We start from the raw sequence: 22,653 nt of genomic DNA, 5'->3' as shown, positions 1-22,653 counted from the left end.
TGCCTAGATCGAAACGTCCGCTATGGCCGCCTTGGCCATGGCGAGTTGCGCCGGCGCGACGGACAGGTCGCGCAGGCCTGCTTCGAGCAGCGCGGGGATCGAGGCTGGATCGCCACCGGCATCGCCACACAGGCTGACCGGGATCTTTTGACGCAGGCCAAATGCCGTCACGGCGGCGACGAGCCGCAGCACGGCCGGATGACGGGCCGAGTTGAGATATGCCACGGCAGCGTTGTCGCGAGCCGCCGCCATCACATACTGGGTGAGGTCATTGGAGCCGATCGAGAAGAAGGCTGCTTCGGTAAAAGCCTCCGGCATGATCGCCACCGAAGGCACCTCGACCATGATACCGAGCGGCGGCATCTTGTGTGGGATGCCGCGAGCATCGAGCGCGACCTGCTCTTCGGCGAACATCGCCGTTGCCTGCCTGTATTCCTCCACAACAGCGATCATCGGGAACATCACTTTCAGACTGCCATGGATGGCGGCGCGCAGCAGTGCGCGGATTTGTACACGAAACACCTCCGGCCGCGCCAGCGACAGCCTGATCCCGCGCAGGCCGAGGAACGGATTGCCCTCCTCGACGGTGAAACCGGGCACCGGCTTGTCGCCGCCGGCATCGACGGTGCGGATCGTCACCGGCTTGTCGCCGGCCCACTCCAGCACCTTGCGATAACAGCGATACTGCGTCTCCTCATCCGGCAATGTCTTGCCGAACAGGAATTCGGTACGCATGAGGCCGACACCGTCGCAGGTCGCGATGTCGATGCCATCGACATCGGACGGATCGGCGATGTTGACCCGCACGGACACTGCCGTGCCGGCTTTCGTCAGCGCCGGCCGCGCCAGGAATGTCGCGGCTCGGTCGCGCCGCGCCGCGAATGATAGAGATGATTGGCGAAAGGCATCGATCTCGGCCCTGGAGGGTGAAAGCACGATGCCGCCATGTTCAGCGTCGAGCAGCGCTATGCCGGCGGGATTGGCCGACGGGTGGCCAAGGCCGACCACCCCAAGCCCGACCACCATCGGCACGCCACGCGAGCGCGCCAGCATGGCGACATGGCTTGCCGTGCTGCCGGCCTTCAGCGCGATGCCGCCGCCGCTGCTCCAGTCGGTTTCGAGAAAACGCGTCGGCGCGATGTCCTCGCCATAGAAGATGGCGCCGGCTGGCGCCTGGATATCGCCGTCCTCGGTCAGCGCGCGCAGCACCTGGTCCCTGATATCGCGGATGTCGGCGGCGCGCGCCCGGAAGTAATCCTGCTCCGATACCTCATATCCGTCGATTTCGGCGTCGAGCGCCTGTCGCCACGCTGCATCGGCTGGCCGGCCGGACGCGATCGCGGCAAAGGCCGGGCTGCTCAATGCGTCGTCCTCGAGCATGGCGATCTGGAATTCGAGAATGTCGGCCGCGTTGTTGTCAGCCATCTTGATCAACGCGCCGAGACGAGCCGTTGCGATACCGATTGCGGTTTCGAGCGCTATTTTCTCGTCAGCGGCGGTTGCCTTGCCGACATAGGATAACGCGATCCTGTCGAGGTCGAACAGCGGGCCTTCGGCATAGCCGGCCGAGGCCGAAATGCCCTGGAGCCTAAGCGGTTCGGGCATGGTCCGCGCCTTCGTCGAAATCGCGTCGCACCAGTTCGACCAGCGCCCCGACGGCTTCCTTGGCGCCGTCGCCGCTGGCCCTGATGTGCAGCAGCGTGCCCTTCGGCGCCTTGGCCGCCATCACCTTGACGATGCTCTTGGCGTCGAACCATGGGCCGTTGGCGGCAAGCGCAATCTCCACCTCGGCGGCAAAGCTCTTGGCAAGCTTGGTGAACTTCACCGAAGGACGCGCATGCAACCCAACCTCGTGGGCAATCAGGACGGTCGCTTCGGCGGCTGCGGACATGTCTTCTAAAATTCCCGTTTACTCACGACGGCGACAGTTCGTGCGCCGTCGCCACCACTTCCTTGAGCGAGGCGCCACCGGAGGACTCGGTTGCCGCCATCACCGCGCCTTCGACGATCGGCGCGTTGCAGACGATGATCTTCTGCGCACGCGGCTCGCCGATCATCTCCACCGCCATCTCGCTGTTGGTCTCGGCGCCGCCGAGATCGACGAGAACAGCGACGCCGGCTTCCGACCACGCCTTCTCGATGGCTGCCATGATGGCTTCGACACTGGTGCCCAGCCCGCCATGGCCGTTTCCGCCGCACCATGCAAGCGGCACTTCGTCGCCCACCATCTGGCGTACCATGTCGGCCGTACCCTCCGCGACCAGCGGCGAATGCGAGACGATCACGATCCCGACATTGCTCATATGCGTTCCCCGATGGTCTCGGCCACTGTCCGGACCAGCAACGCGGTCGAGCGCGCGCCGGCATCCATGTGGCCGATCGAACGGTCGCCAAGGAACGAGGCGCGGCCGCGCAGGGCCTTCATTGGTATTGTTGCCTCGGCGGCCTTGTCGGCGATATCAGCGATCTCCGCCGCGGTCTTTCCTTGCGACAACGCGTCATGCACCGGCTGCAGCACGTCGAGCATGGTTTTTTGTCCGACATGCGACTTGCCGCGCGCCGCCACAGCGTCGATGGCCTTGCCAAAAGCCGTCGTCAGATTCGCGCGATCGGGCTCAGCCGAAATCTCCTTGCCGAGCGCCATGAACAAGGTGCCAAACAGCGGGCCGGAGGCACCGCCGACCGTCATCACTAGCTTGGTGCCGATCGCCTTCAATGCGTCGGGCAGCGGCTTGGTCGAAAAGGCCTCGGCTTCATTGCGCACGGCCTCGAACCCGCGCTTCATGTTCAGCCCATGGTCGCCGTCGCCAATCGCCTGGTCGAGCGCCGTCAACGCCTCGGCGTGAGCGGCGATCGTATCGGCGGCGGCGGCGATCAGCCTGGCAAGGTTCAACGCGGCCATGTCACCCGAATTCCCGGTTTCCATCCTGCCGGCAGTAGCGAAAGATCGGTCATTCGACAACTGGAGCATGCGTCAGGCCGTGGCATGCAGCGCGGCGACGGCCGCGAAGACCTCGGCCACCGCATGGGCGCCGGGGTCGACCACCCCCTGCAGCTTGCTTCCGACATAGGCGGATCGCCCGGCCTTGGCCTTGTCCATGGCCGCCGTGGCCTCGGCACCCCTTTGGGCTGCTGCCGCCGCTGCCTCCAGGCCGTTGGCGCCGAGTGCTTTCAAGGCGGGCTCCAAGGCGTCGACCATGGTGCGATCGCCAATTCCGGCGCCACCGTAGAAAGTCATCCGCTCAAGCCCGGCAAGCATCGCCTTGGCCAGGTCGGCGCCGCCATCCAAAGCCTGCGCCGCCGCAGTGAAGAAGATCGACAGCAACACTCCGCTGGAGCCGCCCATGGATGAGCTCAGGATGTCGCCCAGCGCACCAAGGGTTGCCGCGGGGGAGGCCAACGGCAGCGTATCAAGTCGCTCCAGCACGCTGCGCGCGCCGGTCGCTACCGTCGAGCCGGTGTCGCCGTCGCCCGCCTTGGCGTCGAGCCCATTCAAGGTGGCTTCGAGCGCGATCAGCCTTTCGCAAATGGTGGTGATGAGGCGTCTGGTGCGCGCATCCTGGCTAGGCTTGCGTGCCGTGCCTTCGCCGGCCGTTTTCGCCAGGGGCAGCACAGCCGGCGCAACAACAGGCTTTGCCGGCATCCAGGCATATGGGCCGACCGGCGCCAGCAAGGCCGTCTCGCGCGCCGCATCGAGCCGGATCAGCGACAGCGAGAAGCCGTTCATGTTCAGCGCCGTCATCAGCGGTCCGGGGCCGATCGTCAGCTTGATGGTTTTGGCGAGTGGCGAGGCAAGCACCGCATTGGCGATAACGGACATTTCGAGCGGTGGTACCGAGCCCAGATTGTTGATCAGCAAGGCATGGCTGTCTGCCGGATCGAGCCGCGCGGCGAGGCGCTCCGCCATGATCGCGACCAGCCTGTCGGCGCTTTGCACCGCGATCCGCTCGACGCCCGGCTCGCCGTGGATACCGAGGCCAAGCTCGCCATCGTTTTCGCCAAACCTGTCTTCGTGCGGCTGGCCGGGGATCGAGCAGGACGACAGCGACACGCCGAGCGAAACAATGTCCTTCGCCGCCGCTCGTGCCGCCGCCGCGATATCAGCCAGGTCGCGGCCGGATTCCGACAGGTGGCCGGCGATCTTGTGCACGAACAGCGTGCCCGCAACACCGCGCGGCTGGGCAATGTCGGGGAGCGCGATGTCATCGGCGACGATCACCATCTCGACACGAAAACCTTGGGCCCGCGCCTTCTCGGCCGCCAGGCCGAAATTGAGCCGGTCGCCGGTGTAGTTCTTGACGATCAGCAGGCAGCCGGCCGGGCCGGTCACCGCGCGAATGGCCGCCAGCACGGCTTCGACGCTTGGCGAGGCAAAGATCTCGCCCGACACCGCCGCCGTCAACATGCCCTTGCCGACGAAGCCGGCATGCGACGGTTCGTGCCCCGCCCCACCGCCGGAAACGACGCTGACCTTTGCCTTGTCCCAGTCGGCACGCAGGATGACCTTGATCTCGGGATAGCCGTCGAGACGGGCGAGTTCGCCTGAGCCAATGGTCTGCAACAGGCCGTCCAGCGCCTCGGTGACGATCGTTTCCCGGCGGTTGAAAAAGTGCTTCATCGAATTCGTCCAGTTCCATTGGTCAATCATAAGCCGGTGCTGAACCCTTGGGAGTAAAACACCGAAAACCGTTCACATCAGTCTTTGTCCGTCGGCGCCGAAATAGAGCGGCGACCGGTAGCGGATCACCACTCTGTCGCCTTGCGCCAGATCCGTGTCGGGATCGGTCAGCGTCACCAGTTTCTTCGGCCCCACCGTCACATGCAGGTGGTTCTGGTCGCCGAGGTGTTCGACCCAGTCGACAACGCCGTCGGCATGGCCATTCGTGGCCTTCTCGATCGCCAGATGCTCGGTGCGCGCGCCGATCGTCTTGGTGCCGGCTGGCGCGCCGCCATCGGGCAGCAGCCCGGTCGGCAGGAGATTGATCGCCGGCTGGCCGAGTCTCGCCGCTACATGAAGGTTCGCCGGCTCGGAATAGATCGTTCGCGGCGAGCCGATCTGCACCAGCACGCCGTCGGCAAGGATGCCGATGCGGTCGGCCATCGTCATCGCCTCGATCTGGTCATGGGTGACGTAGAGCATGGTGGCGCCGAGCTCGGTCTGGATGCGCTTCAGTTCGAGCCGCAGGTCGGCGCGCAGCTTGGCATCGAGCGACGACAGCGGCTCGTCCATCAGATAGATAGCCGGCTTGCGCACCAGTGCGCGGCCGATGGCGACGCGCTGCATTTCGCCGCCTGACAGTTTGGTCGAGCGGTTGGCGAGCTTGTGATGGATGCGCACCATCCCGGCCACCTCCTCGACCCGGCGGCGGATTTGGTCCTCCGGCATTTTCCGCGCCGGCGAGCGCAGAGGGAAGGCGAGATTGTCGAACACCGACAGATGCGGATAGAGCGAATATTGCTGGAAGACGAAAGCCGTGTCGCGCTCGGCCGGCGACAGGGTCGTGGCGTTGTGCCCACCGATCTCGATCGTGCCGGCATTCGGCCGCTCCAGCCCGGCGATCAGCCGCAGCGTCGTCGTCTTGCCCGCCCCGGTCGGCCCCAGCAGCACGACGAATTCACCATCGGCGATATGCAGGTCGAGACCGTCGACGGCGACATGGTCGCCAAAACTCTTGGTTACGTTTTTGATGTGCACGTCAGCCATGATGCGCTCTCCGCTCCGAGGCGGTGTCGTGGACAGCGGTTCTCACCGCGCGGCCGGACCCCTTGTCGAACAGCGACAGCCGAGCGCTGTTCAGTGTCAGGCCGACATGGTCGCCGGCATTGAGCCGGATTTCTGCCGGCACGCGCGCCTTGATGATGCCGTCCGATGTCTCGACCGCGACGATCTGCGTGGTGCCGAGATATTCGGTGCCGTAGACGGCGCCGCGCAGCTTGGAGGCATCGTCGAAGCGGATGTGTTCCGGGCGGATGCCGAGCGCCATGTCGCTGGGCGCGATGTCCTCGCGCACTTCCGGCACGGCCACTGTCGCGCCCTGTACCACGATCTCTTTCGCGCCCATGGCAAGCCCGCCGCCAAATCCCAAAAAGTTCATCGGCGGCGAGCCGATGAACTCGGCGACGAACATGGTCGCCGGGCGGTCGTAGATTTCACGTGGGCTTCCGAACTGTTCGATGACGCCGTGGTTCATGACAGCGATCTTGTCGGCCATCGACATCGCTTCCATCTGGTCGTGCGTGACATAGACGGTCGTGGCGTGGATGCGGTTGTGCAGCTCGCGCAGTTCATGGACCATCAAATCGCGGAATTCGGTATCAAGGGTTCCCAGCGGCTCGTCCATCAGGAAGCATTTTGGCCGCCGCACGATGGCGCGCCCGAGCGCAACGCGCTGGCGGTCGCCGCCGGCGAGGCCGGAGACGGATTTGTTGAGCAGATGATCGATGCGCAGCAGCTTTGCCGTTTCCTCTACTCGAGTGCGGATTTCGGCGGACGGCATGCCTTGCGCCAGCAGCGGGAAGCCGATGTTCTTGCGCACATTCATATGCGGATAGAGCGCGAACAGCTGGAAGACGAAAGCGATGTCGCGCTCGCGTGCCCGCAGCATGGTGACGTCGTCGCCGCCGAGCAGGATCTGGCCACCCGTCGGCAATTCGAGCCCGGCGATCATGCGCAGTGTCGTCGTCTTGCCGCAGCCCGACGGCCCGAGCATGACGAAGAACTCGCCATCCTCGACGACAAAGTTGGAATCCTGCACGGCGACGAAATCGCCGAAGGCCTTTCTCAGGTGTTGGACGCGGATTTCGGCCATGATTATTCCGGGAACTTCGAGACGATGATGAACATCACGGTGCCGGCGAGCATGGTGATGAAAGAGTAGGTGTAGAGCGACAGCGCGAAGGGCTGGAACAGCATCAGGAAGCCGATGGCGATCAGCGCCGTCGCGATGTTTTCCATCAGGCCGCGCCTGGCCCAGACCGGCCAGCGCGTTTTGCGTTTCCGAGGCTTGGTCATGCTCATTTGCGCACCGCACCGAACGTGATGCCGCGCAGCAATTGCTTGCGAAGCAGGATGGTGAAGACAAGGATCGGCACCAGGAAGATCGTCGTGCCGGCAGCGACTGCCGGCCAGTCCTGGCCGCCTTCGCCGATGATGGTCGGGATGAACGGTGGCGCGGTCTGTGCCGTGCCGGACGTGAGCAGCGAGGCGAACGCGTATTCGTTCCAGGCAAAGATCAGGCAGAAGATGGCGGTCGCGGCGATGCCGGTGGTCGCCTGCGGCAGCACGGTGCGCCAGAAGGCCTGCAGCCGCGTGTAGCCGTCGATCATCGCCGCCTCTTCATATTCGCGCGGGATCTCGTCGATGAAGCCCTTCAGCAGCCAGACAGCCAGCGACACGTTGACGGCCGTATAGAGCAGGATCATGCCGAGCGCGGTGTCGGACAGGCCGAGTTCGCGGTACATCAGGTAGATCGGAATGGCGACGGCGATCGGCGGCATGAAGCGCGTCGACAGGATGAAGAACAGCAGGTCATCCGCCAGCGGCACCTTGAAACGCGAGAAACCGTAGGCCGAAAGTGTGCCGAGGAACACAGCGCAAAAGGTCGAGCCGAAGGCGATGATCAGCGAGTTGATGAAGCGCGGCAGGAAGTTGGACGGTCCGGCGATGACCATGTTGCGCTTGCGCGCGGTCTCGTCGCAGATGCCCGTCGCGGGTCCCAGAGAATTGATGTATTCCGCCGTTTGTCGCGTCCGTGTCGTGAACAGGTTGCAGTAGCCTTCGATGCTCGGCTGGAACAGGATCTTGGGCGGATAGGCGATCGAATCCGGAGGCGTCTTGAAGCTGGTGGCGAATATCCACAGCAGCGGCACGATCGAGATCAGCGCGTAGAGCACAATGATCGTGCCGGCGATGCGCTTCGAATTCGCGCTGGGTGCGACGACCGAATGGGCGGATGTCAGGCTCATCTCTGCTTCACCTTGTTGAGCGCCTTGACGTAGATGTTGGCAAGGCCGAACACCGCGACGAAGAGGATGATGGCGAAGGCCGAGGAATAGCCGGTGCGCCAGCTCTCGAAGGCCTGCCGCTTCAGCGTGATCGAGGCGACCTCGGTGGTCGAGCCCGGTCCGCCGCCGGTGAGCAGATTGACCATGTCGAACATCTTGAAGTTCTCGATGCCGCGAAACAGCACCGCCAGCATGATGAAGGGCAGCGCCATCGGCAGCGTGATCGACCAGAACTGCCGCCAGTTGGAGGCGCGGTCGACCTCGGCGGCTTCATAGATGTATTCGGGGATCGAGCGCAGGCCGGCGAGGCAGATCAGCATCACGTAGGGGGTCCACATCCAGGTGTCGACGATGACGATCGCCCACGGCGCGAGTTGTACGCTGCCCAGCATCTCGAACGAGGAAGGCGGTACGCCCGTGAAAAAGGCGACGATGTAGTTGAAGAGGCCGGTCTGGGGTTGGTAGAGGAAGCGCCAGAAATTGCCGACCACTGCGGGCGACAGCATCATCGGCACCAGGATGATGGTCGTCCAGAAGGCGTGGCCGCGGAACTTCCGGTCGATCAGCCAGGCCAGCGTGAAGCCGATCACCGTCTGCAGCAGGATGGTCCAGAAGACGAAATGCGCCGTTGTCTGCATGGCGATCCAGACATCCTGGTCGCCGAGGATGCGCTGGTAGTTGGCAAAACCGAGGTTCTTCACAACCTCGTTGGACCGGTTGGCGCGGTAGTTGGTGAACGACAGATAGATCGCCCAGAACAGCGGGAAGATGTTGATGGCGAGCAGCAGAAGGATCGTCGGCGAGATGAACAGCCACGCCAGGCCCTTGTCGCTGATGCCACGGACCTTGCGCGCCAACGGTTCCGGGGTCGCCCGGGCAACGCTGTCCGCGGTCCGATTGAGCATGGTCATTCCTGCTTCGGTCACTTGGCTCGTCTCGGTGATGGAATTTATCTGAACCGTGTCCCGTGCCAAGGGTGGCACGGGACACTCGGCCGTGGCTCGGGAGGAGCCTTACATCTTGCCGTCGTCCTGGAAGGTCGATGTCCAGTCCTTGACCAGGCTGTCGAGCGCTTCCTGGGCGGTGCCCTGGTCGGCCACGACATAGTCATGGACGCGCTTCTGCATCGCCTGCAGCAGTGTGGCGTAGCTCGGCTCGGCCCAGAAGTCCTTCACCATCTGCATCGATGCCAGGAAGTCAGGAGCGAAGGGCGCGCTTTTCGGGAAGGACGGGGCTTCCACCACTGCCTTCAGCGCCGAGTAGCCACCGATCTCCCACCACTTCTGCTGAACAGCCGGCTGGGCGAACCACTTGATGTACTTCAGCGCGGCGTCCTTGTGGTCCGAATACGAGACCACCGAGATGCCCTGGCCGCCGAGTTGGGTGAAGTGCCCCTGCGGGCCGGCAGGGTTGGGGAAGAACCCGATCTTGTCGCCACCGACGTTCGGGTCCTTGTACAAGCCAGGGAAGAACGCGAACCAGTTCATCTGCATGGCCACCTGGCCTGACTTGAAGGCGTCAAGCCCTTCCGACATGTAGGCATCGGTCATGCCCGGCGCGGTGCAGCACTTGTAGAGATCCTTGTAGAACTCGAGGCCCTTCGCCGCGCCCGCCGAATTGACGAACCCCTTCATGTCGTATGGCTTCTTCGGATTCTCGTATTGGAAGCCGTAGTCGTAGAGGACGTTTGTCACGCCCATGGTGATGCCTTCCGAGCCCCGCTCGGTGAAGATGTAGGCGCCGTAGACCTTCTTGCCGTCGATATCGCGGCCCTGGAAAAACTTGGCGATGTCCTTGAGTTCGTCATAGGTCTTGGGCGGCGCCAGATCGCGTCCGTATTTCGTCTTGAACTCGGCTTGCAACTCCGGCTTGGAGAACCAGTCCTTGCGGTAGGTCCAGCCCACCGCGTCGGCCATCGCCGGCAATGCCCAGTAGTTCGGCGTGTTCTTTGGCCATTCCGAATAGCCGAGGACCGTCGCGGGCACGAAGTCGTCCATGCTGATCTTCTCCTTGTCGAAGAAGTCGTTCAGCTTGACGTAGTGGCCGTTCTCGGCGGCGCCGCCGATCCACTGGCTGTCGCCGATGATCAGGTCGCACAGCTTGCCATGCGAATTCAGTTCGTTGAGAAAGCGGTCGGCATAATTGGTCCACGGCACGAACTCGAATTTCATGCCGACGCCGGTCTGCTTGGTGAAGTCCTTGGACAGTTCGACAAGCGCGTTTGCCGGGTCCCAGGCGGCCCAGCACAGCGTCAGGTCTTCAGCGTGCGCGGCGTTCGAGACGGCAGTCGACGCGAACGCCGCCGAGGCCAGTGCCAACGCCAGTTTCAAGCTCGATTTCATGCCTTCCTCCCATTTGCGAAACGCGTCCGGATGACGGTTTCAAGAACACTCAACCCCTCTCCTCAGGGGCCCAAACATGGCGGCGCGGCAGCGCTGCGGATGTTTAGTAATTTGTTTAGTGATGCAATTTTTACTAAACAACGCAAGCGAATTCGTTGCTGCGCCGCAGCATGGCCAAACGCATAATTGAAATCGTTGGGAAATAGCTACTGGACGGCTCGTCCCCTAGCCGATCAGCCGGCCTGGGTGACAGGGTTCGTGTTTGGCGTCACCGGCCGGAGAGGTGGCGCGGGCGGCAACAAGGCGCGTATGTCGGCGAAGGGAAATGAGGGGTCAAAGCGGAAGGCCTCGGCCAATGAACCGGGGACGCCGTTGCATTGGCCCGCGCGAAATTCATTCTGGATGCGCGCCCTGTCGACATATTGCTCCGGCCCCTGCGACCGGTGCGCGCGGATGGCCCGCGTTTTGATATCCCGATGGACGGAGATATCGACATAGTGCGTTGGCGAAAACCCGGTGCCGCCCATCGTGTCGGCGTGGACAACCGGAACCCTGAACGAGGCCGCGATACGCACGCCGTCCGACAGCGCGCGGTGGTCGGCGTGATAGTCGTTGGGTGCATGGGTGATCACCAGATCCGGTCCGGTCTCGCGTATCAGCGCTTTCAGTGCGCCGATCAGCGCGGCATCGGCCACCAACTCGCCGTCGGGAAAGTCGAGGAAGCGCGGGGCCGCCCTTAGCAGCGCGGCCGCGGCCGTTGCTTCCTCGCGACGGACACGAGCGAGAACCCCGGGATCACTCTTGCCGCCCCTGGCGCCATCCGTGGCCACGGCAAAAGTGAGTTCTGCGCCTTGCGCCGCATAGGCGGCCATCGTACCGAACATGAAGATCTCGATGTCGTCCGGATGCGCACCGAGCGCCAATATTTTCAAGCCAATCTCTCCCCGGAAATGGAAAAACGTGACGAACGGAATCCTGCTCGCCCTGATCGCCTACGCAAGCTATTCGGGCAGCGATGCCGTTGTCAAAAGCCTGGGCGGACAGTTCACGGTGTTCGAGATCGGTTTTTTCTCGACGCTGTTCGCCGGCTGTTTCTTGTTTTTCAGCCGGCCTGCCAACGAGCGCTGGCGTGATTTCTGGCGCACCAGGCGGCCCTGGGCTGTGCAGGCGCGTGCCTGGGCCGGCATCGCCTCCGGCGTGCTCAGTGTCTACGCTTTCACCACCATTCCGCTGGCGGAGGTCTACGCACTGGTGTTTCTGGCGCCGCTCTGCGTCACCATCCTCTCCACTGTCGTCCTCAAGGAGAAGGTCGGACCTTGGCGATGGCTGGCTGTCATCGCGGGCTTTGCCGGCGTCATGCTGGTGGTGCGGCCGGGATTTCGCGAACTCAATCTCGGCCATCTTGCTGCGTTCGGCGTGGCCTTCCTCGCTGCCGCCAACATCATCCTGATGCGCTCGCTGGCACAGCAGGAAAAGCGCACGACCATGCTCGGCGTGCTGGTCGGCTACGGGCTTTTGTTCAACGGCATCGGCGCCGCCGCGACGTCGTTCACCGTCCCCGATGGAAAGCAACTGCTGTGGCTGGTCCTGGTCGGCGCCTTCACCGCATGCGGGCAATTGTTGCAGCTCCTGGCAGCCAAATACGCGCCCGCCAACCGGATCGCCCCGACGCATTATTCGCAGATCGTCTGGGCGGTTATACTCGGCTCCTTGTTCTTCCAGGAATATCCGGACTGGCTGTCGCTGGTCGGGCTCGCGGTCGTTGGCGGTTCCGGCCTGCTGACCATGGTGCGCGAAGAAGCTCGACTGGGCACGGTGCGCTGGAACCCGTTTTCGCGCACCCGCCTTTGAACGGACGCTGGTTCCGTGAGTTGCATGGCCACCGCGACGGCTGATATGCGGACGGTGCGGGCCTGCCGCGATTGGATGAACGCATTCCTGGATCGATGACGACAAAACCCTTGCCGGAGCTTCCGGTATCCGCCGTGCTGCCGGCGCTGAGTGATGCGCTCGGCCAAGGCAACAGCGCCGTGCTGGTGGCGCCCCCCGGCGCCGGCAAGACGACGCTGGTGCCGCTGGCGCTGCTCGATGCGCCCTGGCTGCGCCGGCAAGATCGTCCTGCTCGAACCGCGCCGGCTTGCCGCCCGCGCCGCGGCCCGCCGCATGGCCGAATTGTTGGGCGAGGAGCCCGGCGCCACCGTCGGCTATGCCATGCGCATGGAAAACCGTACCTCGGCGAAGACCAGGATCCTGGTTGTCACCGAAGGCGTGCTGGCACGGATGATCCTGGACGATCCTGAATTGCCGGGCATTTCGGCCGTGATCTTCGACGAATTCCATGAGCGCTCGCTCGACGGCGATTTCGGCCTGGCGCTGGCGCTCGACGTGCAAGGCGCGCTGAGGCCGGATCTGCGCTTGCTGGTGATGTCGGCGACGCTCGACGGCGCGCGTGTCGCCAAGCTGCTGTCGGGCGCACCGGTGATCGAAAGCGAGGGCCGCGCCTTCCCCGTCGACATCCGCTACGACGAACGTCCCGCCGGCATTGCGATCGAGGACGCCATGGCCAAGGCGATCCGCTCGGCTCTTGCCGACGAGAGCGGCAGCGTGCTCGCCTTCCTGCCCGGTCAGCGCGAGATCGAGCGTACCGCCGAACGGCTGGCCGGCAAGCTCGGCGCCGACACCGATATCGTGCCGCTCTACGGCATGCTCGACGGCAAGGCACAGGACGCGGCGATCAAGCCGTCGCCATCCGGCCGCCGCAAGGTGGTGCTGGCGACTTCGATCGCCGAGACGTCGATCACCATCGACGGGGTGCGCGTCGTCATTGATTCCGGCCTGTCGCGCCTGCCGCGCTACGAGCCGGCCAGCGGCTTGACGCGGTTGGAGACAGTGCGGGTCAGCAAGGCCTCCGCCGACCAGCGGGCCGGCCGCGCCGGGCGCACGCAACCGGGCGTCGCGGTCCGGCTGTGGCGCGCCGAGCAGACGGCCGCATTGCCAGCCTTCACGCCGCCGGAAATCCTCGAGGCCGACCTGTCCGGTCTGCTGCTCGACTGCGCGGCCTTCGGTGTCGCCGACCCGGCCAGCCTTTCTTTCCTCGATCCGCCGCCGGCTCCCGCGCTCAGTGAGGCCAGGGTGTTGCTCGGCGCGCTTGATGCAATCGACGGGGCAGGGCGCTTGACCGAGGCGGGCGCCGCGATGCGTCGGCTCGCTCTGCCGGTGCGGCTCGCCCATATGGTCGCCGCGGCGGCAAAGGCCGGCCATGCTCATGAGGCGGCGATGCTTGCAGTGCTGCTCACCGAACGCGGCCTCGGCGGCGACGGTGCCGATCTTGAACGGCGGCTGATGCACTTCCGGTCCGAGAGATCGCCGCGCGCCACCGCTGCACGGCAGCTAGCGGAGAGGCTGGCGAAACAGGCTGGCGGCGGGACAAATAGCGAGCAGGCTTCCAGTGGATCGCTACTCATCCACGCCTGGCCGGATCGCGTCGCCAAGGCGCGTGGCGAGCGCGGCCGCTTTGTCCTGGCCAATGGCTCCGGCGCCATGCTCGATGCCGCCGATCCGCTGGCGGGCGAGGCTTGGCTCGTCGTCGCCGACCTGCAGGGCAAGGCGCAGAACGCGCGCATCGCAGCGGCGGCTCCCATCGACGAATCCGATATCCGTGCGTCGCTGGCTGACAGGATCGAGACCCGCCGCGAAACCAGTTTCGACCGGGACAAGCGCGCGGTACGCGTGCGTGAGACCATCCGCCTTGGCGCCATTGTTATCTCCGAACGCATGCTGCCGGCGCCAACCGGCACTGACGCCGACCACGCGATCCTCGATGCCTTGCGTGAGCACGGGCTGTCACTGTTGCCGTGGAGCAAGGAAGCCGAAACGCTTCGCCAACGCCTGTCCTGGCTGCATCGCGGTCTTGGTACGCCCTGGCCCGACGTGTCCGATGCGGCGCTCACGGATCGCCTTGATGACTGGCTGCTGCCGTTCCTTTCCGGCGCGGCGTCCTTCTCGGCGATCGATCCGGGTGCGATTTCGGCTGGCTTGGCGACGCTTGTGCCGCACGAGCTGCAGCGCAGGGTCGAGGCTCTGGCGCCCACGCATTTCGATGCGCCCTCCGGCAGCCGCGTACCGATCCGCTATGATGGCGAATGGCCGGTGCTGGCGGTTCGCGTGCAGGAACTGTTTGGCCTCGACCGGCATCCGTCGATCGCGGGTGGAACCGTGCCACTGACGCTTGAACTGCTTTCGCCGGCGCACCGCCCCATCCAGACGACGCGCGACCTGCCCGGCTTCTGGCGGGGATCCTGGGCCGATGTGCGGGCCGACATGCGCGGCCGCTATCCCAAACATGTCTGGCCGGAAAATCCGCTGCTTGCCGCCGCCACCAGCCGCGCCAAGCCGCGCGGCATCTGAGCATGATCCCGAAAGTGGGAACCGGTTTTCGGGAAAGATCATGCTCGAACAAAGAGATAGAGCCCCATCCCGTTCCGTCGGGATGGAACAGGCTCTAGCGCTCTCCCTCTTGCGCCTGTAATCCTTGACCATGATCAATATCGTCAGAACACCCGACTTCCAGCAAAGCCAGAGGCTGCGCCTCAACACGCTGATCCGGCTGCGCTGGCTTGCCATTGTCGGCCAGAGCCTGACGGTGCTTGTCGTCGCCTACGGCCTGAAATTTCCGCTGCCGGTCAGCCTGTGTTTCGCGCTGATCGCCTGTTCGGCCTGGATGAACCTGTATCTCGCCTTTCGTTTTCCGGCCGCGCATCGGCTCACCCCATTCGCGGCCTTCGGCATCCTCGTCTTCGACAGCCTGCAACTTGCCGGACTGCTCTACATGACCGGTGGCCTCACCAATCCGTTTTCGCTGCTGATGACGGTGCCCGTGGTCATCTCGGCGACATCGCTGCCATTGCGTCTCACCGCGATCCTTGGTGCGCTGGTGATGACGGCGGCGACCCTGCTGGTCTTCCTGCATTTGCCGCTGCCCTGGTATGAGGGAGCGCCGCTCGTGATGCCCTTCATCTATGTCGCCGGCATGTGGATGGCCGTACTCTCCTCGATCGCGTTCACGGCGATGTACGCCTTCCGGGTTGCCGCGGAAGCGCGGCTTCTGGCCAACGCGCTCGCCGCCACCGAACTGGTGCTGCAGCGCGAGCAGCACCTTTCGGCATTGGACGGCCTGGCGGCGGCCGCCGCGCACGAGCTTGGCACGCCGCTCGCCACCATAACGCTCGTCGCCAAGGAGATGGAGAAGGCGCTCGGCAAGGATCCGAAATACGGCGAGGACGTCAAACTGCTTCGCTCGCAGAGCGAACGCTGTCGTGAAATCCTCAAGCGCCTGACCAGCCTGTCATCGGAGGGCGAGGCGCATCTTGCGCGGCTGCCGCTGACGTCGCTGGTCGAGGAGGTGATCGCACCGCATCGTGACTTCGGCATTTCGATCAAGCTTCGGCCAGGCGAGCGCACCGGGCCCGAGCCCGTCGGGCGGCGCAATCCGGGCGTCATCTACGGCCTCGGCAATCTGGTCGAGAACGCCGTCGACTTTGCCCGCAAGAGCGTCACGATAAGCTGGAGCTGGGACGAGGCCGCGGTGACCTTCTCGATCATCGACGACGGGCCAGGCTTTCCCGCCGAGATCATCGACCGCATCGGCGAGCCCTACATGTCGACGCGCCAGGGCACTGAAGCCGGCGGTGGCCTGGGTCTCGGCCTCTTCATCGCCAAGACGTTGCTGGAGCGTTCGGGCGCCGCACTTGATTTTCGCAATTCGAGCGGGCTCGGCGAGGGCGCCATGGTGCAGATATCGTGGCCGCGCAGCGTCTTCCTCAATCCGGAATCGGCTTCGGCCAACATGTTTGACATTGCGTAAATTGGACAATGGCGTTGCGGGGCGATATCTGCGTAAAATTCAGGCAGCAGGAATGACAAGACGATGACAGGCGACGAAACGATTGGAGCAATGGTTGAAGGCGAGGACACCTCGCTGTTGATCGTCGATGACGACAGGCCATTCCTCACCCGCCTTGCCAGAGCCATGGAAACCCGGGGGTTTGTGGTCGAGACGGCCGAGAGCGTCGAGGAGGCGGTTGCCAAGGCGCGCGCCAATCCGCCGGCCTATGCCGTGGTCGACATGCGGCTCGGTGACGGCAATGGTCTCGACGTCGTCGCCGCCATTCGCGAAAAGCGCGAGGATGCCCGCACCGTGATCCTGACCGGCTACGGCAACATCGCCACCGCGGTCACGGCCGTAAAGCTCGGCGCCGTCGACTACTTGTCGAAGCCGGCGGATGCCGACGACATTTTTGGCGCCCTGACCCGCACGAGCGGCGAGCGCGCGGCGCCGCCAGAGAATCCGATGTCGGCCGACCGCGTGCGTTGGGAACACATCCAGCGCGTCTATGAAATGTGCGACCGCAACGTCTCCGAGACCGCGCGCCGGCTCAACATGCATCGCCGCACGCTGCAGCGGATACTCGCCAAGCGCGCGCCGCGCTGAGGCTTTTGTGTCGGCGCATCATCCAAACAGTGACGTCGGCCGCGCCGGCTTGATATGACGGAGGCGACATGCAGGACAGGAAGCCGCAACCGGTCTCCATCTTCCGGGAGTTTCTCGATGGCGAGGCGGCCGGCGGCATCATCCTCATGGTTGCCGCCGCACTTGCCCTGATCGTCGCCAATTCGCCGCTCGCCGAAACCTATTTTTCCGCCCTCCATGCCTATGTCGGACCGCTCAGCGTGTCGCACTGGGTCAATGACGGGCTTATGGCCGTGTTCTTTCTCCTCGTCGGCCTTGAGATCAAGCGTGAGATGCTGGACGGCCAGCTCTCGACCTGGCCGCGACGCGCCTTGCCCGGCATTGCCGCCGCCGGTGGCATGCTGGTTCCCGCACTCGTCTATGTCGCCATCAACCGCAACAACGCGGCTGCGCTGTCCGGCTGGGCCATTCCCACCGCCACCGACATCGCGTTTGCCCTCGGCGTGCTGTCGCTGCTCGGCAACCGCGTGCCCGCATCGCTGAAGATATTTCTCACCGCGCTCGCCATCATCGACGACCTCGGCGCCGTGATCATCATCGCCATATTCTACACGAACGGTCTGTCGCTCGCTTATTTGGGCGCGGCATTTGCTGTCATCGCCGTACTGGTCGTGCTCAACCGCATGCGCGTGGTGACGCTGGTCCCCTATATTGTCCTGGGCATCATCCTTTGGGTGCTGGTGCTGAAGTCGGGTGTCCATGCCACGCTTGCCGGCGTCGCACTTGCGCTGACCATACCGCTGAAAGTTTCCGTGGGCTCTGGCCACGATCTCGACCATTCGCCGCTGCACCGGCTTGAGCATGGCCTGCACAAGATCGTGCCCTTTTTCGTCATCCCGATCTTCGGCTTTGCCAATGCCGGCGTTTCGCTTGCCGGATTGAGCGCGGCGGCCCTGGTTGAGCCGCTGACGCTGGGCGTCGCCGCCGGTCTCGTCGTCGGCAAGCTCGTCGGCGTGTTCGGTTCGTCGGCGCTTGCCATCCGTCTTGGCTTCGCCGATCTGCCGGCCAATGCCGGCTGGATGCACATGATCGGCATTTCACTGCTGTGCGGCATCGGCTTCACGATGAGCCTGTTCATCGGCCTGCTCGCCTTTGCCAGCGACGTGGCATTGCAGGATGCCGTCAAGGTCGGCATCCTCGCCGGCTCTTTCATCGCGGCGCTGCTCGGCGCTGCCGTGCTGTTGATGGCGCCGGCACCGGGTAACGCGGAAGAGAGCGAAGAGTAGGGGCTGACACCGCGTCGAGGCTGCGAACAGCCTACTCGCTCTCACCCTCAACCGCCGGCACCGAAACCCCCGCAAGCTCCGCCGCCAGCAGCCGCGACGCACCGGCCCTTGCGATCCTCAGCATCAGCGCCTTGCGCGTTGCCGCCGCCATGCGGTGTTCCGGCGCGTCGCGCAGGATTTCCGCTCCATAGCCGTCGGAGAGGATGAAGCCGCATTCCTCGGGAAAGATCTCCGAGGGCACGCCGGGATGCGTGGCGAAAAAGAAACGGTCGGAGTGCAGCCGGTAATCCGGCCATTTGCGGTCGACCCTGAAATCCTCGATCGAGGATTTGATCTCGATGATCCAGATGTCACCCTGTCGGGTCAACGCCACGAGGTCGGCGCGGCGGCCCGTCGCCAGCGAGAGTTCCGGCAGCACATGCGCGCCCATGTCCCTCAGCAGCCGCTGCACGCCACGTCGCACCAGCATGGCGCGCTCGGACTGGCGGCCATCGATCAAAGGGTTGAGGGGAATCGGGGAGATGATTGGCATGGCTAGCACCATGCCAGATTTTGTTCACGGTTTGAACCTGTTTTGTGGGGGCGATTATCTGGTTGACAAACCCAGCCTACGGGGCGGCCAACAGCTCAGCGTCGTTCCAAGTCAAGGTTGGAGCAACGAAGCGGCCTTGTTTCCGCCGCCGTCACCGCCCGCCATATCATCCAAAATCGGGCAATCCGGTCTTTCATCGCCATGGCAGGCAAGGATCAGCTTCTGCAATGTAGCCCGCACCCACTGCAGCTCGCGCACCTTTTCCTCGATGGCGGTGACATGCGCGGCGGCGATTTCGCGCACGTCCTGGCTGGCGCGACCGCGATCCTGGTAGAGCGCCATAAACTGGCGGCAATCCTTGATGGAAAAGCCGAGGTTGCGCGCGCGGCGCAGGGCGGCCAGCCGGTGGGTGTCGTGGCCTGAGTCATTGCGCTAGCCATTATCGGCGCGCTTGGGCGGATCAGGCCGATCTCCTCATAGTCGCGGATGGTCTTGGCCGGCAGGCCGGACCGTTGGGCTGAACCACCAACATTCATGGCTATTCCCTGATTCCGCGTAACCGCTTGATGCCGCTCCCATTGAATTTCCTTCACAATCCTGTGAGGCATGTTGCCGAAATGCCATAGTGGTAAGGTTACCAGCCCGTCAATTCCCGCATATCGGCATCGCGCGCTTGGCAAGCAAAGCAAATGCCAGCATGAATGATGGTGAAAAGCGGCTGACTCGTGCCGCTGACGTCGGGCGAGGCATCGGATCCACTTATGCGCATGAAGTCGTTTGCAATCGTCGCCGCTCTTGCCCTGTCAGCTGCCATCAGTGGTTGTAGCACCATCGGGTCGCAGATATTCTCCAACGATTATGGCGCGGTCACCGACGCTGGCTACCAGCTGCCGCGCATCCCGATCGAGAAGGTGCCGAGGCAGTTCCATCGCCAGGAAGTGGACTACGACACCAAGGAAAAGCCTGGCACGATCATCGTCGATACCCAGAACAAGTTCCTCTACTTCGTCGAGGGTGACGGCCGCGCCATTCGTTACGGCATCGGCGTCGGTCGCGAGGGCTTTGAATGGCACGGCACCGCTCACGTGGCGCTGAAGCGTGAATGGCCGACCTGGACGCCGCCTCGCGAAATGATCAAGCGTCAGCCGGAACTGGCCAAGTTTGCCGACGGCATGGATCCGGGGCTGAAGAACCCGCTCGGCGCGCGGGCTTTGTATCTGTTCAACAAGGGCGGCGACATGGGCTATCGCCTGCATGGCAGCCCGGAATGGAACTCGATCGGCAAGGCGATGTCTTCAGGCTGCATCCGGCTGATGAACCAGGATATTATCGACCTCTACGACCGCGCCGAAGTCGGCGCCAAGGTCATTGTTCTTTAGGCCATAATCCGAGGAATCCGGTTGTCGGAAAGATCGTGATCACTAGAAATCAGTAAGTTTCATACGCGGACCGTCTAGGCAACAACTGACGTCCCAAACAGAAAACCGGGCACTTTGGCCCGGTTTTTTGTTTTTATCACTGTGATGATTTCATGCCGCCGCTGGCGACCGGCGGATGATCAGGAAACCTGTTCCACCTGCTGCACTTCCGGCACGAAATGCCGAAGCAGATTCTGGATGCCGTGCTTCAGCGTCGCCGTCGATGACGGGCAGCCGGCGCAGGCGCCCTTCATGTGCAGAAACACGGTGCCGTTCTCGAAGCCGCGGAAGGTGATGTCGCCGCCATCCTGCGCCACGGCCGGGCGGACCCGGGTGTCCAGCAGTTCCTTGATGGTGATGACGAGTTCCTCGTCGGCCTTGTCGTAGAACGCCGGTCTGGCTGGTTTCGGCGGCAGGGCCGGCCTTGGTCATCACCGGCGCGCCGGACATGAAATGCTCCATGATGGCGCCCAGGATTGCCGGCTTCAGATGCTGCCAGTCGGGACCATCCTTGGTCACCGTGATGAAATCATAGCCGAAGAAGACGCCGGTAACGCCGGGGATCTCGAACAGCCGGCCGGCCAGCGGCGACGCCACGGCGGCGCTGTCGGCATCGCGGAAATCCGCCGTGCCTTCCACATGCACTTCCTTGCCGGGCAGGAATTTCAGCGTCGCCGGGTTCGGCGTCGATTCGGTCTGGATGAACATGGCGGTCTCCATGCCCGTTTCGGGCAGCTAGTTTGGAATAATTCTAAATAGGCTCTATTGGCGGGACATTCAAGCGAAACGCATCGCTGGAATGGCTGGCTGGCGGAATGTTTTGCTAGGGGTTCTCGCCTCGTGCGCCCTGGCTTTCTCGTCTCTGCGCATGCCCTTGCGAACCTCCGGTCCACGGTCAGGCGAGGCTGTCGATCTCCTCGTCGGACAGGTTCTGCGGCACAACCGTCACCGGAATCGGGAAGGCGGCGCCCTTGCCGGCCACCGCGCCGACCAGCGGTCCCGGCCCCTCCTTGCCGGCGCCCGCCGCCAGCACAAGGATCGCGATGTCCTGGTCTTCCTCGATCAGCTTGTGGATCTCTTCCGTCGGCTTGCCTTCGCGCACCACCATTTCCGGTTCGATCCCGAGTTTCTGGCGCACCTTGTTGGCATAGCTGTCAAGGGCGCCGCGCGCCGTGGCCGTGGCCTCCTCGCGCATGATCTTCTCGACGCCCAGCCAGTGCTGGAAATCGTCCGGCTCGATGACATAGAGCAGCACCAGCGTGCCGTTGGTGCTTTGCGCCCGCTTCGACGCATAGACGACGGCACGCTCGCATTCCGGCGTGTCATCGATGATCGTCAGGAACTTGCGGCGATGGCCGGCTTCGCGACTGAGGCGTTTGGAGACCATGTCTATCTACTCGGTGTGTTTTCGCGTGCAATCTGCCACCGTGGCGGACCGGCGGCAAGCCGCCGGCCTTGGGCAAGTATTGTGCAACGCACTGACGAAGCGCGTCAGCCCTGCAACAGCCCGATGATGTCGCGCACTGTTTTCATCGTCGCTTCGGCGAGCACTCGCGCGCGCTCGCCACCATCCTTCAGCACCGCGTCGACATAGGCGCGGTCGTCGGAGATGCGGCGCATTTCGCTGGCGATGGGAGCCAGCTTTTCCACCGCAAGGTCAGCCAGCGCCGGCTTGAACACCGAAAACTGCTGGCCGGCGAACTCCTTCAGCACGGCTTCCTTCGAAATCTCGGCGAGACCCGCATAGATGCCAACCAGGTTTTCCGCCTCGGGACGGGCGGCCAGGCCGTCCAACTCACTCGGCAACGCTTCCGGGTCGGTCTTGGCCTTGCGGATCTTCTTGGAAATGGCATCGGCATCATCCGTCAGGTTGATGCGCGACAGGTCCGACGGGTCCGACTTCGACATCTTCTTGGAACCGTCGCGCAGCGACATGATGCGCGCCGCCGGCCCGCCGATGACTGGCTCGGTCAGCGGGAAATAGCCGTGCACTGTCTCTTCGCCAACCTGCATCTCGACACCGACGCCAAGTTTGGCGATGCGGTCCGAGAAGTCGTTGTTGAACTTCTGCGCGATATCGCGGGTCAGTTCCAGATGCTGCTTCTGGTCTTCGCCCACCGGCACGTGCGTGGCCCGGTAGAGCAGGATGTCGGCCGCCATCAGGCTCGGATAGGCAAGCAGGCCGAGCGAGGCGTTCTCGCGGTCCTTGCCGGCCTTGTCCTTGAACTGCGTCATGCGGTTCATCCAGCCGATGCGCGCCACGCAGTTGAAGATCCAGGCGAGCTCGGCGTGCTGCATGACCCGCGACTGGTTGAAGACGATGTGCTTCTTCGGGTCGATGCCGGAGGCCAGGAAGGCCGCGGTGATCGACCGCGTCTGGTCGGCGAGGTCTTCATGGACGAGTTGCGCGGTCAGCGAATGCAGGTCGACGACGCAATAGATGCAGTCGGAGGTGTCCTGCAGGGCGACGAATTTCTTGATGGCGCCGAGATAGTTGCCGAGATGCAGGTTGCCGGTCGGCTGGACACCGGAGAAGACGAGTGGCTTGAAGGCGGACATGGCTGTTCCCTTGGCTTGTGGAGGGCCGTTTCGCGCGCGGCGA

At 63.9% G+C, this 22,653-nt stretch carries 20 protein-coding genes and 3 pseudogenes; 6 read left to right on the top strand and 17 right to left on the bottom strand.

Annotation, left to right across the window (positions count from 1 at the left end):
- Positions 1-3: 3 nt before the first annotated feature.
- The 12 genes from ptsP to LGH82_RS15480 form a co-directional block, all read right to left on the bottom strand.
- Positions 4-1,605, bottom strand: a complete 1,602-nt coding sequence (gene ptsP, locus LGH82_RS15535; RefSeq protein WP_227349296.1) for a phosphoenolpyruvate--protein phosphotransferase — start codon at positions 1,603-1,605, stop codon at positions 4-6.
- Complete coding sequence (locus LGH82_RS15530; protein WP_227349295.1) at positions 1,589-1,891, bottom strand: HPr family phosphocarrier protein; 303 nt, start codon at positions 1,889-1,891, stop codon at positions 1,589-1,591. The genes ptsP and LGH82_RS15530 overlap by 17 nt, the downstream gene beginning before the upstream one ends.
- A gap of 22 nt (positions 1,892-1,913) precedes the next feature.
- Positions 1,914-2,303, bottom strand: coding sequence for a dihydroxyacetone kinase phosphoryl donor subunit DhaM (dhaM, locus tag LGH82_RS15525; RefSeq protein WP_227349294.1), 390 nt, complete (start codon positions 2,301-2,303; stop codon positions 1,914-1,916).
- Complete coding sequence (dhaL, locus tag LGH82_RS15520; protein ID WP_227349293.1) at positions 2,300-2,902, bottom strand: dihydroxyacetone kinase subunit DhaL; 603 nt, start codon at positions 2,900-2,902, stop codon at positions 2,300-2,302. Before dhaL ends, dhaM begins: the two co-directional genes overlap by 4 nt.
- Positions 2,903-2,974: 72 nt before the next feature.
- Positions 2,975-4,618 (bottom strand): dihydroxyacetone kinase subunit DhaK, encoded by a 1,644-nt coding sequence (locus tag LGH82_RS15515; RefSeq protein WP_227349292.1) that lies wholly within the window; start codon positions 4,616-4,618, stop codon positions 2,975-2,977.
- Positions 4,619-4,690: 72 nt separating this feature from the next.
- On the bottom strand, positions 4,691-5,704 hold the full coding sequence (locus LGH82_RS15510) for an ABC transporter ATP-binding protein (protein ID WP_227349291.1): 1,014 nt from the start codon (positions 5,702-5,704) through the stop codon (positions 4,691-4,693).
- Positions 5,697-6,809 carry an ABC transporter ATP-binding protein gene (locus tag LGH82_RS15505; RefSeq protein ID WP_227349290.1) on the bottom strand — a complete coding sequence of 371 codons (1,113 nt, stop codon included), beginning with the start codon at positions 6,807-6,809 and terminating at the stop codon, positions 5,697-5,699. The genes LGH82_RS15510 and LGH82_RS15505 overlap by 8 nt, the downstream gene beginning before the upstream one ends.
- A 2-nt stretch (positions 6,810-6,811) precedes the next feature.
- The gene (locus LGH82_RS15500; RefSeq protein WP_227349289.1) at positions 6,812-7,018 is read right to left on the bottom strand and encodes a hypothetical protein; all 207 of its coding nucleotides are present in this window, start codon (positions 7,016-7,018) and stop codon (positions 6,812-6,814) included.
- Entirely contained in the window at positions 7,015-7,965 is a 951-nt protein-coding gene (locus LGH82_RS15495; protein ID WP_227349288.1) for a carbohydrate ABC transporter permease, read from the bottom strand. The genes LGH82_RS15500 and LGH82_RS15495 overlap by 4 nt, the downstream gene beginning before the upstream one ends.
- Positions 7,962-8,909 carry a carbohydrate ABC transporter permease gene (locus LGH82_RS15490; RefSeq protein ID WP_227349287.1) on the bottom strand — a complete coding sequence of 316 codons (948 nt, stop codon included), beginning with the start codon at positions 8,907-8,909 and terminating at the stop codon, positions 7,962-7,964. The genes LGH82_RS15495 and LGH82_RS15490 overlap by 4 nt, the downstream gene beginning before the upstream one ends.
- A gap of 108 nt (positions 8,910-9,017) precedes the next feature.
- On the bottom strand, positions 9,018-10,346 hold the full coding sequence (locus LGH82_RS15485) for an ABC transporter substrate-binding protein (protein WP_227349286.1): 1,329 nt from the start codon (positions 10,344-10,346) through the stop codon (positions 9,018-9,020).
- 233 nt (positions 10,347-10,579) lie between these two features.
- On the bottom strand, positions 10,580-11,278 hold the full coding sequence (locus LGH82_RS15480) for a PIG-L deacetylase family protein (protein ID WP_227349285.1): 699 nt from the start codon (positions 11,276-11,278) through the stop codon (positions 10,580-10,582).
- A 28-nt stretch (positions 11,279-11,306) separates the two neighbouring features.
- Here LGH82_RS15480 and LGH82_RS15475 point away from each other — a divergent pair, with 28 nt between their 5' ends.
- The 5 genes and pseudogenes from LGH82_RS15475 to nhaA all read left to right on the top strand — a co-directional run bounded on the left by LGH82_RS15475 (position 11,307) and on the right by nhaA (position 18,101).
- Positions 11,307-12,197: a DMT family transporter gene (locus LGH82_RS15475; RefSeq protein WP_227349284.1), complete on the top strand. Its 891-nt coding sequence runs from the start codon at positions 11,307-11,309 to the stop codon at positions 12,195-12,197.
- 95 nt (positions 12,198-12,292) lie between these two features.
- Positions 12,293-14,753, top strand: a pseudogene (gene hrpB, locus LGH82_RS15470) (ATP-dependent helicase HrpB).
- A 130-nt stretch (positions 14,754-14,883) separates the two neighbouring features.
- On the top strand, positions 14,884-16,209 hold the full coding sequence (locus LGH82_RS15465) for an ActS/PrrB/RegB family redox-sensitive histidine kinase (RefSeq protein ID WP_227349283.1): 1,326 nt from the start codon (positions 14,884-14,886) through the stop codon (positions 16,207-16,209).
- A 63-nt stretch (positions 16,210-16,272) separates the two neighbouring features.
- Entirely contained in the window at positions 16,273-16,836 is a 564-nt protein-coding gene (locus LGH82_RS15460; protein ID WP_227349282.1) for an ActR/PrrA/RegA family redox response regulator transcription factor, read from the top strand.
- Positions 16,837-16,904: 68 nt separating this feature from the next.
- Positions 16,905-18,101 (top strand): Na+/H+ antiporter NhaA, encoded by a 1,197-nt coding sequence (gene nhaA / locus LGH82_RS15455; protein WP_227349281.1) that lies wholly within the window; start codon positions 16,905-16,907, stop codon positions 18,099-18,101.
- A 31-nt stretch (positions 18,102-18,132) separates the two neighbouring features.
- Here the strand turns inward: nhaA and LGH82_RS15450 are convergent, their stop codons facing one another.
- Positions 18,133-18,633 carry an MmcB family DNA repair protein gene (locus LGH82_RS15450; protein WP_227349280.1) on the bottom strand — a complete coding sequence of 167 codons (501 nt, stop codon included), beginning with the start codon at positions 18,631-18,633 and terminating at the stop codon, positions 18,133-18,135.
- 111 nt (positions 18,634-18,744) lie between these two features.
- Positions 18,745-19,169, bottom strand: a pseudogene (locus LGH82_RS15445) (MerR family DNA-binding protein).
- A gap of 225 nt (positions 19,170-19,394) precedes the next feature.
- On the opposite strand from LGH82_RS15445, the gene LGH82_RS15440 reads away from it, so the two are divergent.
- Entirely contained in the window at positions 19,395-20,012 is a 618-nt protein-coding gene (locus LGH82_RS15440) for a L,D-transpeptidase (RefSeq protein ID WP_227349279.1), read from the top strand.
- A 179-nt stretch (positions 20,013-20,191) separates the two neighbouring features.
- Here the strand turns inward: LGH82_RS15440 and LGH82_RS15435 are convergent.
- The 3 genes and pseudogenes from LGH82_RS15435 to trpS form a co-directional block, all read right to left on the bottom strand.
- Positions 20,192-20,759, bottom strand: a pseudogene (locus LGH82_RS15435) (NifU family protein).
- A gap of 187 nt (positions 20,760-20,946) precedes the next feature.
- Positions 20,947-21,438 carry a universal stress protein gene (locus tag LGH82_RS15430; RefSeq protein ID WP_227349278.1) on the bottom strand — a complete coding sequence of 164 codons (492 nt, stop codon included), beginning with the start codon at positions 21,436-21,438 and terminating at the stop codon, positions 20,947-20,949.
- 104 nt (positions 21,439-21,542) lie between these two features.
- Entirely contained in the window at positions 21,543-22,610 is a 1,068-nt protein-coding gene (gene trpS, locus LGH82_RS15425; RefSeq protein ID WP_227349277.1) for a tryptophan--tRNA ligase, read from the bottom strand.
- Positions 22,611-22,653 lie beyond the last annotated feature (43 nt).

Source organism: Mesorhizobium sp. PAMC28654 (assembly GCF_020616515.1).
Classification (GTDB): domain Bacteria; phylum Pseudomonadota; class Alphaproteobacteria; order Rhizobiales; family Rhizobiaceae; genus Mesorhizobium.
The sequence above is the reverse complement of the archived record's forward strand: the minus strand, read 5'-3'. Positions and strand labels throughout refer to the sequence as shown.

What these genes read in the sequence shown, in the direction of transcription:
- dhaM (WP_227349294.1), bottom strand. Translation starts at nt 2,303, where the DNA reads ATGAGCAATGTCGGGATCGTGATCGTCTCGCATTCGCCGCTGGTCGCG.
- LGH82_RS15430 (WP_227349278.1), bottom strand. Translation starts at nt 21,438, where the DNA reads ATGGTCTCCAAACGCCTCAGTCGCGAAGCCGGCCATCGCCGCAAGTTC.
- LGH82_RS15500 (WP_227349289.1), bottom strand. Translation starts at nt 7,018, where the DNA reads ATGAGCATGACCAAGCCTCGGAAACGCAAAACGCGCTGGCCGGTCTGG.
- LGH82_RS15505 (WP_227349290.1), bottom strand. Translation starts at nt 6,809, where the DNA reads ATGGCCGAAATCCGCGTCCAACACCTGAGAAAGGCCTTCGGCGATTTC.
- LGH82_RS15440 (WP_227349279.1), top strand. Translation starts at nt 19,395, where the DNA reads ATGCGCATGAAGTCGTTTGCAATCGTCGCCGCTCTTGCCCTGTCAGCT.
- ptsP (WP_227349296.1), bottom strand. Translation starts at nt 1,605, where the DNA reads ATGCCCGAACCGCTTAGGCTCCAGGGCATTTCGGCCTCGGCCGGCTAT.
- LGH82_RS15530 (WP_227349295.1), bottom strand. Translation starts at nt 1,891, where the DNA reads ATGTCCGCAGCCGCCGAAGCGACCGTCCTGATTGCCCACGAGGTTGGG.
- nhaA (WP_227349281.1), top strand. Translation starts at nt 16,905, where the DNA reads ATGCAGGACAGGAAGCCGCAACCGGTCTCCATCTTCCGGGAGTTTCTC.
- trpS (WP_227349277.1), bottom strand. Translation starts at nt 22,610, where the DNA reads ATGTCCGCCTTCAAGCCACTCGTCTTCTCCGGTGTCCAGCCGACCGGC.
- LGH82_RS15515 (WP_227349292.1), bottom strand. Translation starts at nt 4,618, where the DNA reads ATGAAGCACTTTTTCAACCGCCGGGAAACGATCGTCACCGAGGCGCTG.
- LGH82_RS15485 (WP_227349286.1), bottom strand. Translation starts at nt 10,346, where the DNA reads ATGAAATCGAGCTTGAAACTGGCGTTGGCACTGGCCTCGGCGGCGTTC.
- LGH82_RS15465 (WP_227349283.1), top strand. Translation starts at nt 14,884, where the DNA reads ATGATCAATATCGTCAGAACACCCGACTTCCAGCAAAGCCAGAGGCTG.
- LGH82_RS15510 (WP_227349291.1), bottom strand. Translation starts at nt 5,704, where the DNA reads ATGGCTGACGTGCACATCAAAAACGTAACCAAGAGTTTTGGCGACCAT.
- dhaL (WP_227349293.1), bottom strand. Translation starts at nt 2,902, where the DNA reads ATGGCCGCGTTGAACCTTGCCAGGCTGATCGCCGCCGCCGCCGATACG.
- LGH82_RS15460 (WP_227349282.1), top strand. Translation starts at nt 16,273, where the DNA reads ATGACAGGCGACGAAACGATTGGAGCAATGGTTGAAGGCGAGGACACC.
- LGH82_RS15495 (WP_227349288.1), bottom strand. Translation starts at nt 7,965, where the DNA reads ATGAGCCTGACATCCGCCCATTCGGTCGTCGCACCCAGCGCGAATTCG.
- LGH82_RS15450 (WP_227349280.1), bottom strand. Translation starts at nt 18,633, where the DNA reads ATGCCAATCATCTCCCCGATTCCCCTCAACCCTTTGATCGATGGCCGC.
- LGH82_RS15490 (WP_227349287.1), bottom strand. Translation starts at nt 8,909, where the DNA reads ATGCTCAATCGGACCGCGGACAGCGTTGCCCGGGCGACCCCGGAACCG.